This is a genomic window from Nocardia sp. NPDC060220 (assembly GCF_042727815.1).
Lineage (GTDB): Bacteria > Actinomycetota > Actinomycetes > Mycobacteriales > Mycobacteriaceae > Nocardia.
On record NZ_JBHWZY010000274.1, the window covers coordinates 1 to 7,779 of the forward strand.

Genomic DNA, 7,779 nt, shown 5'->3' on the forward strand with positions numbered 1-7,779 from the left:
CTCGACGTACTGCGCGCGCGCGAACGGCCGCGCGCCCAGTGGATGCGCGTCGGCGACCGCGAGTTCGTCGACGATCACCTCGCCGTCGTCGAGAGTCACCACGGCACGGGCGCCGAAGGCCTTCTCGGCCGGATCGGTCGCGTGATAGCGGCGCGTCCAGTCGGGATCCTCGACCGTGGAGATCTTGCGCCACAGCGCCACCGTGTCGGGTCGCTGGGCGCGCTCGGGCGCGTAGGAGCGCTCGTGATGCCAGGTCCCGTCCTGGAGGGCGACCGCGAAGATATAGGGGAGCGAGTGGTCGAGGGTCTCGCGGCTGGCGTGCGGATCGAACTTCTGCGGGTCGCCGGATCCGGTGCCGATCACGTAGTGCGTGTGGTGGCTGGTGTGCAGCACGATCGAGGTGATGCGGGCGGTGTCGGTGATCCGCTCGCGCAGTCGGCGGGCGAGGTCGATCGGGGCCTGGCTCTGGTATTCGGCGGAGTGTTGCTTGGTGTAGCTGTCGAGAATGGCGCGCTTGGCCGCGCCCGGAGTCGGCAGCGGCACCTGGTATTCGGCATCGGTGCCGCCGAGCAACCAGGCGATCACACCGTCGGCGCCCTCCCAGATGGGTGCGGGCGCGCCTTCACCACGCATCGCCCGGTCGACCGCCTCGACGGCCATCTTCCCGGCGAACGCGGGGGCGTAGGCCTTCCAGCTGGAGATCTCGCCCTTGCGGGACTGCCGCGTAGCGGTCGTGGTGTGCACTGCTTGGCCGACGGCCTGATAGATGGTCTCGGTGTCGAGGCCGAGCAGCGTGCCGATGCCCGCGGCGGCCGACGGGCCGAGGTGAGCGACGTGGTCGATCTTGTGTTCGTGCAGGCAGATCGCGCGCACCAGGTCGATCTGGATCTCGTAGCCGGTGGCGAGCCCGCGGATCAGCTCGGCGCCGGACCGGCCCATGTGCTGGGCGACGGCCAGAATCGGCGCGATGTTGTCGCCCGGATGCGAGTACTCCGCCGCGAGGAACGTGTCATGGAAGTCGAGCTCGCGCACCGCGACCCCGTTCGCCCACGCCGCCCACTCGGGTGAAAATCGCTGCCCGCCGGGCAGTCCGAAGACGGTGGCCCCGTGGCGAGGCGAAGCGGCGGACAGTGGATGGGCCGACGCCTGCGCGCGGGCGGTGCGGACCGGACCGCGCAGGACCGACGCCGCGGCCACGGCGGCGTTGTCGATGATGCGGTTGACGATCATGTCGGTGACCTCGCCGGTCACCGCCACCGGATCGGTGGCCACCTCGGCGATCAGCGTGGCCAGATGCTGTGACCGCGGAAAGTCCTCGGCGGGCCCGACGCTGCGAACGATATGGGTTTTCATTGCCATGGTTCGCACGCTACGCACTGGATCTATCGCTGGATATGGGCTGAACAAGCGTATTTTTGCGTGCAATGGACGACAAATCAGCAACTATTGCGAAGATCGGCGATCATCGCCGGAGCGGTGATGCCGAAGCGCTATGGTTGATTCTCCCGGCAACCACGCAGAGAACGCGCGGGCGGCCCTCGGCGATAATGCGGTCGCCGCAGGCGAGCTCGCATCTGCCGCCGAGCGCGACTTCGCATGTTACGCACGGGTAGACACAGGTAAAATCCCTTGCGGGACTGGACTTCTCCCGAGGCATTCGCCACTTTGAGCAAACATTGCGAACAGGTCGCGTTAGGATCTGCGACGTGCGGAAGATGTACGCGGGGGCCAGGCTACGAAGGCTGCGCGAAGAACGGCGGATGACCCAGGCAGCGCTCGCGAAGTCGCTGGACCTCTCACCCAGCTATCTCAATCAGCTCGAGCGTGATCAGCGCCCGCTGACCATTCCTGTTCTGCTGAAACTCAACTCGACCTTCGATCTGGACGTGCAGTTCTTCGCCGCCGACTCCGACGCGCGGCTGGTCTCGGACCTGCACGAGGTACTGGTGGAAGCCGCGGGCGGTGGCGACACCGCCCCGATCACCGAGGTCGAGGAACTGGCGACCCGGCTGCCCGAGGTGGCGCGCATCGTCATCGCGATGCACCGGCGGTTGCGCGCGGCGACCGACCAGCTCGACCTGCTGTCCTCACGCGTCGACACACCGGCCGGCGCGCCGGGCACCCCCATGCCGTACGAGGACGTGCGGGACTTCTTCTACGACCACCGCAACCACATCTCAACCCTCGACCATGCCGCCGAGCAGCTGTTCGAGGAATCCGGCCTGAGCATCGGCTCGCTGGATCGTCAGCTGGCCAGGATCGCCGAGGAACGCGCGGGCGTCACGGTGCTGGTCCGCGGCGACGGCGCCGACCCGGCCATCCCGAAACGCCACTACGACCCCGACACCCGAACCCTCACCCTGGCCAGGCGACTGCGCCCCGGGCAGCGCGCCTTCCAGATCGCGACCACCCTCGGCCTGCTGCTCTACGGCCGCGAGATCGACAACGTGCTCGCCGAATCCCGGGCGCTCACCGGCGAATCCCGCACCCTGGCCAGGGTCGGGCTGGCCAACTACTTCGCCGGCGCGCTGATCCTGCCCTACGGCCGGTTCCTGCGCTCGGCCGAGGAATTGCGCTACGACGTCGACCTGCTCGCACTGCGGTTCGAAGTCGGCTTCGAGACGGTCTGCCATCGGCTCAGCACCCTGCAGCGGCAGGGTCAGCGCGGCGTGCCGTTCTTCCTGGTGCGTACCGATCGGGCCGGCAATATCTCGAAACGCCAGTCCGCCACCGCGTTCCACTTCTCCCGGGTGGGCGGCAGTTGCCCGCTGTGGGTCACCCACGAGGCGTTCGCGCACCCCGGACGCATCCTCACGCAGATCTCGGAGATGCCCGACGGGCGCCGGTACCTGTGGATCGCGCGCACCACCCCCGCCGCCGCGCAGGGGTTCGGGGCGGCGTCGAAGAACTTCGTCATCGGGCTCGGCTGCGACATCGAATACGCCGACCGGCTGGTGTATTCGCAGGGGCTGCAGCTCGACGATCCGCAGGTGGCGGTGCCGATCGGGGCCGGGTGCAAGGTGTGCGAGCGTCCGTCGTGCCCGCAGCGCGCGTTCCCGCAGATCGGGCGGCCACTGTCGGTGACCGAACACACCAGCACCGACCTGCCGTACCCGCGCCTACCTCGCTGACATCGCGGGGGTCAGGACTTGGCGAGGTATTCGATGCGTTCGCCGTCGACGGCGGCGTGCATCATGCCCGCCAAGCCCGGATGATGCACCAGACCCGGGTCCTCGGCGACGACCTGGCGGGCGAGTTCCTGTGCGGCGGTGATCACCTCGAGGTCGTCGAGCAGCGAGAGCAACCGCAACGACCGGGCGGTACCGGACTGCGCCGAACCGAGGACGTCACCTTCGCGACGCTGCCGCAGGTCGAGCACCGAGAGTTCGAAGCCGTCGGTCGTCGCCGCCACCGCCTCCAGCCGCGCCATCGCTGTCCCGCCCGGCGCGGCATCGGTGACCAGCAGGCACAGGCCCGGGTGCTTGCCTCGGCCGATGCGACCGCGCAGCTGGTGCAGCTGACTCACCCCGAACCGGTCGGCGTCGACGATCACCATGACGGTCGCGTTCGGCACGTCGACACCGACCTCGACGACCGTGGTGCAGACCAGCACGTCGATGGCGCCGTCGTTGAATTGGCGCATCACGTGGTCTTTTTCATCGGACGGCAGCCTGCCGTGCAGCAGGCCGACGCGTACACCGGCGAGCGGACCGGCGCTCAGCGTCTCGTACATCTCCACCGCGGCCGCGGTGGTCGGGCCTTCCTTCTCCGCCTTCTTCCCCTTGGCCGGTGGCGCGTCGGGATCCTCGCCGATGCGCGAACAGACGACATAGGCCTGCCTGCCCTGGCCGACCTCCTCGACGATGCGCTCCCAGGCACGATCCACCCAGCCCGGGTGCAGTTTGCGCGGAACAACTTTCGACACGATCGGTGAGCGCCCCTTGGGCAGCTGGGTGAGCGTGGAGGTTTCGAGATCGCCGAGTGTCGTCATCGCGATGGTGCGCGGGATCGGGGTGGCGGTCATCACCAGCAGGTGCGGACTGATGCCGTCTTTCGCCTTGGCACGCAACGCGTCTCGCTGTTCGACACCGAAGCGGTGTTGTTCGTCGACCACCACGAGGCCGAGGTCGTAGAACTCGACGGCATCCTGGATCAGCGCGTGGGTACCGATGACGATGCCCGCCTCGCCGGTCATCGCGTCCAGCAATGCCGCCTTCTTCGCGGCCGTCGACATCGATCCGGTGAGCAGCACGACCTTCGTCGAGTTCTCCGCAGCGCCGAGTTCGCCCGCGTTGCCGAGGTCGCCGAGCATCGCCCGCAGCGACCGATAATGCTGGGCGGCCAGGACTTCGGTCGGCGCGAGCAGGGCGCATTGGCGCCCCGAGTCCACGACTTGGAGCATGGCGTTCAGCGCCACGATCGTTTTGCCCGAACCCACCTCACCCTGCAGCAGGCGGTGCATCGGGCGGGTACGGGAGAGGTCTTCGGAGATCTCCGCGAGCACCTGCTGCTGGCCTTCGGTGAGCTCGAACGGCAAGCGCTCGTCGAAGGTGGCGGCGATGCCGTCGGCCGAGGGCGGGCAGGCGGGGGCGGTGCGGCCCTCCACCTCGTGGCGGCGTTCGGCCAGCACGAGCTGCAAGGCGAGCGCCTCATCGAAACGAAGCCTGTCCCTGGCCTTCTCGATATCCAGCTTGTGCTCAGGGAGGTGGATCAGGCGCAGCGCTTCTGAGAGCGCAAGCAGTTGGCGCTCCTCGCGCAGGTCGGCGGGCAGCGGGTCGTCGATGGGGTCGAGCTGGTCGAGTACCTGGCGAATGCAGGCCAGCAGGTCCCAGCTCTGGACCTTCGCGGTCGCCGGATACACGGGGACGAATTCGCGCTCGAAGAACGAGGCATCCACTCCGCCCGCGCCTTTCGCGCTCTGCGCCAGCCCGCGCAGCGCGCCGCTACCGCGCACGGAGGTGAGTTCCTCCACACCGGCTTCGGCCTTGTCGGGCAGGATCAGGTAGTCGGGGTGCGAGAGGTTCCAGCGGTCGGGACGCCACCAGTGCACGGTGCCCGACATCATCGCTCGCACACCTTCTTTCACCAGATATCGCACCTTGTCGCCGTTGAAGAAGGTGGCTTCCAGTGGACGCTGGGCGCCGGTGTCGAGCTGCACCTTCAACAGGGAGCCGCGCCGGTTCTTCATCGGGCGCAGTTCGGTTTTCGTGATGCGGCCGATGACGGTGATGTGCGCACCCTCCTCCGGCTCCTCCTCGGTGAGGGGCTGCCCCTGCGTGGCGTAGCGCACCGGATAGTGGCGCAGCAGATCCTCGACCGTGGACATGTCGAACGCCTCGGTCAGCCGGTCGGCCGCCTTGACGCCCAGCACATGGTCGAGCCGGTCACTCAACGTCGCCATCTACTCGACCCCTATCTGCACCAGATCCGCTTGCTGTCCACCGGAATACACCACCACCTCGACGCCGGGGAAACCGGCCGTCACATGCTCGGCGAGCACCTGCGCCAACTCGGGCCCCGTATCGGCGCCCATCAGCAGCGTCACCAATTCCCCACCGAGACCGAGCATCCGGTCGAGCAGAATGCGTCCCGCGCCGACCACATCGGGGTCGATCACCACCACATCCTGGCCGACGAGCCCGAGTCCGTCACCGGGAGAACACATTCCGACCATCGTCAGGGCCCGCACCCGGGCAGCCCGCAGGGCACCCCAGCGCATGGTCGCCGCCGCCTCCGACATCGCGAACGCGTCATCCACCGCGATCCGCCCGCGATCGTGCACCGCCAGCGCCGCGAGACCCTGCACCATCGACGCGCTCGGCAGCAACAACACATCACGCGACCCGTCACGCGCGGCCACACCGACCGCGACGAGTTCCTGCGCGGGCAGGGCGCCGTTGGGCAACACGAGCACCTCACGATGTGGCATCCGCCGAATCGCGGTCAGCAGAGTGCTCGTATCGACCTGCCGATCCCCGCGCAACACCACCGCCCCGGCATCTTCGAACAGGCGTGTGGCGGCAGCGCCTGCCACCACCGCCAGGACACCACGGTCCGCGAGGACACCGCGCGCGGCGGGATCGCCGAAGACGCGACCATCGCGAGCACCGCCGGTGACGGGAAAGACGTCTCCCTCCGCGGGACGCGACAGTCGATCACCGGCACCGCTCGCAACCTGCGCGCACACCGCGGAGTTGTCTCGCGCACCCGTCCCGCCCCGCGCGTGCCGCGCACCGAGCCGGTCGGCGCCTCGCGCGTGGTGGCCGTGATCGTGATGGCCGGGCTCGTGGTGGCCGCTGTGCGGCGCGGTCACCGCGAAACTCTCGATTCGAATGCTCGTCACCGTGCCCACCGCGAGCCCGGCCTCGATCGCCGCCCCCGCGTCGCGGCAGTGCACATGGGCCGACCAGGTGCTGTCGCCGTCGCCGACCACCACCACCGAATCACCGAGAACGGCGAGCCGATCGCGCAGCCCACCCGCGGCGGTCTCGTCGGTGCCGGAGATCACGTACATGACCTCGAAGTGTGGATCAGCGTCCCGATCACGGTGATCATGGTCGTCGCGTATCCGCTGCTCCCGGCCGTCGGAAACGGCCTCCCCCTCGCCGTCGCGCGCAGGTTCGTGATCGATGTCACCGGACCCGCCGGGCAGAGTCACTCCCTGCTCGTTGCCGTCGTCCGGCCGCCGGTGCGGCCCCTGGTCCGCGCGCTCGCCCCGCGTGTATCTGACTCGCGCGGGTGCCTCACCGCAGACTTCGGCCACGAGGCAGTCGAGCAACACCAGCAGCCCGCGCGCCCCCGCGTCGACGACTCCCGCCGCGCGCAGCACGCCCAGCTGGGTCGGAGTCCGGCTCAGTGCCCGCGCGGCACCTTCGGCGGCGGCACGGGCCACCTCTTCCAGGGAGGGTTCGGCGACCTCGGCGGCCGCGGCGGCGGCGCGGTCGAGAACCGTCAGGATCGTGCCCTCGACCGGGGCACTCAGTCCCGTGCGCACGAGCACGGCCGACCGCCGCAATGCCTCCTGCAGCCGCGCACCGGTCAACGGGCCTGCGACAACGGCCTCCGCGATCCCGCGCAGGACCTGCGACAGGATGATGCCCGAATTTCCGCGCGCACCCGTGGTCGCGCCGCGGGCCAAGGCCTGGGCGACGAGGTGGGACGTGGCGTCCTGCGCGTCGAGCACGGCCCGCTCCGCCGTCGCGACCGCGGCGCGCATGGTGGCCAGGAGGTTGGTCCCGGTGTCGGCGTCGGCGATGGGGAACACGTTGAGCGCATCGATCTCCGCGCGGCGTAGCTCCAGGTCGGTGCGGCAACCGCAGGCCCAGACCAGCAGATCGGGGCCGTCGAGAGACTCCCGCACGTGCGCCACCGCCACCTCGCTCCCCGTTCTGCGTACCCGCGCGCCGAGCACGCACGCCAGGTTAGCGGCAGCTACCGACCGGGGTACGCTGACCTCGGACGGGCCCTCAGCCGGGCTGTGCTCGGCAGGTCGACCGGGATACCCGGTTTGGAACTTCGAGGCCCGGCCCGCTAGTCTTGCAGGGTTGCTTTGTGCGGCCCACGTGGGTCTGCGCTGGCCGACGACAGTCGGCAAGGCATTTGACGACATCAGTTTCCGGTTCAGCGGGCATACGTGCGCCGCTGTCCGCTTATGACATGAAGGAGCTCGCGACATGGCTGCCGTTTGCGACGTCTGCGCCAAGGGCCCCGGTTTCGGGAAGTCGGTCTCGCACTCGCACCGGCGCACCAACCGTCGCTGGAACCCGAACATCCAGACCG

5 protein-coding genes are annotated in these 7,779 nt (G+C 69.0%); 2 read left to right on the forward strand and 3 right to left on the reverse strand.

The window, feature by feature from the left end:
- Positions 1-1,353 (reverse strand): MmgE/PrpD family protein (locus ACFWF3_RS16170; RefSeq protein ID WP_379314291.1); only part of this gene is annotated, 1,353 nt, incomplete at its 3' end.
- Positions 1,354-1,706: 353 nt separating this feature from the next.
- Between ACFWF3_RS16170 and ACFWF3_RS16175 the strand changes: the two genes are divergently transcribed.
- On the forward strand, positions 1,707-3,131 hold the full coding sequence (locus tag ACFWF3_RS16175; protein WP_378626319.1) for a short-chain fatty acyl-CoA regulator family protein: 1,425 nt from the start codon (positions 1,707-1,709) through the stop codon (positions 3,129-3,131).
- 11 nt (positions 3,132-3,142) lie between these two features.
- On the opposite strand, the gene recG is transcribed toward ACFWF3_RS16175, so the two are convergent.
- Entirely contained in the window at positions 3,143-5,401 is a 2,259-nt protein-coding gene (recG, locus tag ACFWF3_RS16180; protein WP_378992128.1) for an ATP-dependent DNA helicase RecG, read from the reverse strand.
- The gene (locus tag ACFWF3_RS16185) at positions 5,402-7,360 is read right to left on the reverse strand and encodes a DAK2 domain-containing protein (protein ID WP_379314290.1); all 1,959 of its coding nucleotides are present in this window, start codon (positions 7,358-7,360) and stop codon (positions 5,402-5,404) included.
- A 313-nt stretch (positions 7,361-7,673) separates the two neighbouring features.
- Between ACFWF3_RS16185 and rpmB the strand changes: the two genes are divergently transcribed.
- On the forward strand, positions 7,674-7,779 hold a 106-nt coding region (rpmB, locus tag ACFWF3_RS16190; RefSeq protein WP_379314292.1), incomplete at its 3' end, for a 50S ribosomal protein L28.